Raw genomic sequence first — 2,981 nt, 5'->3', positions numbered from 1 at the left:
AATAATTATTATAGATTTTTAGAAAATATTAAATTTTTATAAATTTATATTATTAATGTATAATTTTAAAAATTTTTAGTTTATTTGTTTTAAAATAATCTATTTATTAAGATTTATAATAAGTGTATTTAGTTTATTTTTTCTTTAAAGTAAACTATTAAAGTATTTTATATGCTTTTTATTAGATATTAAGCTTTATTAATTTTATAATAAGTTTTAATATAGTTTAATTATGTTGGTGATTTAATGATTGATTTAACTACTCCAATTCATTCAGAAGATGTTAAAGATTTAAAAGTTGGGGATGTAATTTCTGTTTCAGGTACAATTTTTACAGCTCGTGATCAAGCTCATAGACGTATTGTTGAAGATGGAGAACCATTTAGTTTAGATGGTAATGTAATATTTCATGCAGGACCAATTATAAGAAAAAATGGTGAAAATGATTATGAAGTAGTAGCAATTGGACCAACTACTTCTATGAGAATGAATCCATATGAAGCAGATGTTATTGATAAAGGAGTAAGACTTGTAATAGGAAAAGGTGGAATGGATGATAGTGTTCGTGAAGCTTTAGTAAAAAATAATGCAGTTTATGCAGTTGCTACTGGAGGTTGTGCTGCATTATATGTTAGTGCTGTTAAAAAAGTAGATAGTGTTACTTGGTTAGATTTAGGAGTTCCTGAAGCTATGTGGGAATTAGAAGTAGATTCTTTTGGACCTTTAATAATTGCAATGGATTCTGAAGGTAATTCCTTATATGATTAAATAATATAATTTTCTAAAATATTTTTATATTATTATATTTTCCTAATTTGGATTATAATTTAAATATTTAAATATTTTTAAAATTTGATTTTAATTTTAATCTTATTTTTTTTATAATATACAACAACATTTATATATTGTAAAAAAATAAAACTAATTAAGATTTAAGTTTAAATTATATTTATTTAAAAATTATTTGTAATTTAAAAATGGTGATAATATGGCTGATTTAAAAGAAAATGCTGAAAAAAAATATAAATCTAGAATGAGGAAATTTAAAAAAGTTGTAAAAAGTGATGAAGAAAAAGATAAATTTTTCTCTCAATTAGGTGCTTCTTTTGAAGTATTTTTACCTACTAAAAATCCTGAAGAAATGAGTGATAGTATTTTGTTCTACTGTGATCCTGATGGTAAAGTTGTTCAAGGAGAATACTCATATAATGAAGGAGAAGATTTTGAATCTGTAGATATTAAAGAAAAAGATTTAAAAGTTTTAATTGAAGCTTTTAAAGATTTTAAATTAGAATTTTTAGAAGAAGAATAAATTCTTCTACTACTAACTATTTTATTTAAAATTAGCTATTTTATTAAATTATCATAGTTTTTTTAAACATTACTTACAATTTTTTAATTATTAATTTTTATTTAACTTTAATTTATTATTTTTATTTTAACTTATTTTAGTTGCTTATTTTTTATGTTTATTTTTTTTATTTTATTTGTTGTATTCTCTCTCATTTATCCTTTTCAAGATATAACGGTGGACAAATAGAAGGACAGGAAAAAGTTTTTTTAAAAAAATATAAAAAATCTAAAAACAGTTATTAATTATGTATTATAGAGTATAATTATTGAAATTTTTAATTTTACTATTATATCTTAAATTAAAATCTATTTAATAAATATATTAATATGTGATATCATGATTGTAGAAAATTCCATTGATGAACTTAAAAAAAGAGAATCTGCTTATAAAATTATTAAAGATATTATTGAATCAGATGAGAATATTCCATTATATGATTTAACTGGACTTTCTGGAGGTTTTTTAGCTTCAGAAGATGAATTATCTCTTCTTCAAACATATATTGGTCCAGCTATTTTTGAAGATAAAATTCAGGAAGTTGGTAAAGAACATATGGGTGGAGAAAAAATTGTACCATTAAACAGAACTAGTTCTGGAATTCTTGCTACTATTTTAGCACTTGTTAAAAAAGGAGATAATGTAGTACACTTTTTAAAAGCTCATCCTGCACACCCTTCTATTACAAGAGCATGTGATTTAGTTGGAGCTAATTATGAAGAATTTATTGATATTGATAAATTTCATATTCCTGAAAATACTTCTCTTGTGATTATAACTGGTTCTACTATGGATCATCAAGTTTTAGATGAAGAAACATTTAAAAAAGTTATAGAAATGGCTCATGAAAAAGATATTCCAGTATTTGTTGATGATGCTAGTGGTGCAAGATTACGTACGGCTATTTTTAATCAAAAACCTGCATGTGAATTAGGTGCTGATCTTGCAATTACAAGTACTGATAAATTAATGAAAGGTCCTCGTGGAGGATTACTTGCTGGTCGTGAAGATCTTGCAAATCTAGTTAAAACAAAATCTAATGAATTTGGTCTTGAAGCTCAAGCTCCAATAATACTTGCTATGATTAATGCACTTAAAGATTATAATCCTGATAATCTTAGGGCAGCTATTTCAAAAAAAGATGAATTATTTGATTTATTAAATGATTCATTTGATATTTTTGAAACTACTCCAACTGGTGTAAAAGTATCTAAAGAATCACTTTATAATGGAGTTAAATCTAAAGTGGATACTGAATTATCTGGTACTGATTTATGTTTCTTATGGAGTATGATTTTACTTAGAGATGAAAAAATTATTACTATACCTGCAGTTTCAATGTCTGGTGCATCTACAACAATTCGTTTTGATTTATCTGCAAATGATGCAAATAATCTTGAAATTAAAGAAATTTTTAATAAAATTAGTGATTCCTTTGATTTACTAATTAAAGTATGTGTTGATACTGATAAAAGTAGAAAGATTATTTATAATGAATAATTTTTAATATTATACTTTTAAAAATCAATTTTTTATAAAAAATTAAATATTTTTTAATTTTTATTTTTCTTTAGTTTTTCTTTAATTTTATTTTTTTATTAAAAAAAGTTTTTTTATTTATTATTTTATT

The 2,981-nt window shown here is 22.9% G+C and carries 3 protein-coding genes; all 3 read left to right on the top strand.

Annotated features, from left to right (window positions below; translation table 11 throughout):
• Window positions 1-246 precede the first annotated feature (246 nt).
• Entirely contained in the window at window positions 247-768 is a 522-nt protein-coding gene (locus BGI41_RS07475; RefSeq protein WP_088540073.1) for a FumA C-terminus/TtdB family hydratase beta subunit, read from the top strand.
• A gap of 220 nt (window positions 769-988) precedes the next feature.
• On the top strand, window positions 989-1,312 hold the full coding sequence (locus tag BGI41_RS07470; RefSeq protein WP_088540072.1) for a hypothetical protein: 324 nt from the start codon (window positions 989-991) through the stop codon (window positions 1,310-1,312).
• A gap of 378 nt (window positions 1,313-1,690) precedes the next feature.
• On the top strand, window positions 1,691-2,851 hold the full coding sequence (locus tag BGI41_RS07465; protein WP_088540070.1) for a TIGR03576 family pyridoxal phosphate-dependent enzyme: 1,161 nt from the start codon (window positions 1,691-1,693) through the stop codon (window positions 2,849-2,851).
• The last annotated feature ends 130 nt before the right edge of the window (window positions 2,852-2,981 follow it).

The organism is Methanobrevibacter sp. 87.7 (assembly GCF_002208625.1).
Lineage (GTDB): Archaea > Methanobacteriota > Methanobacteria > Methanobacteriales > Methanobacteriaceae > Methanarmilla.
This window is presented reverse-complemented; position numbering and strand designations above follow the sequence as displayed.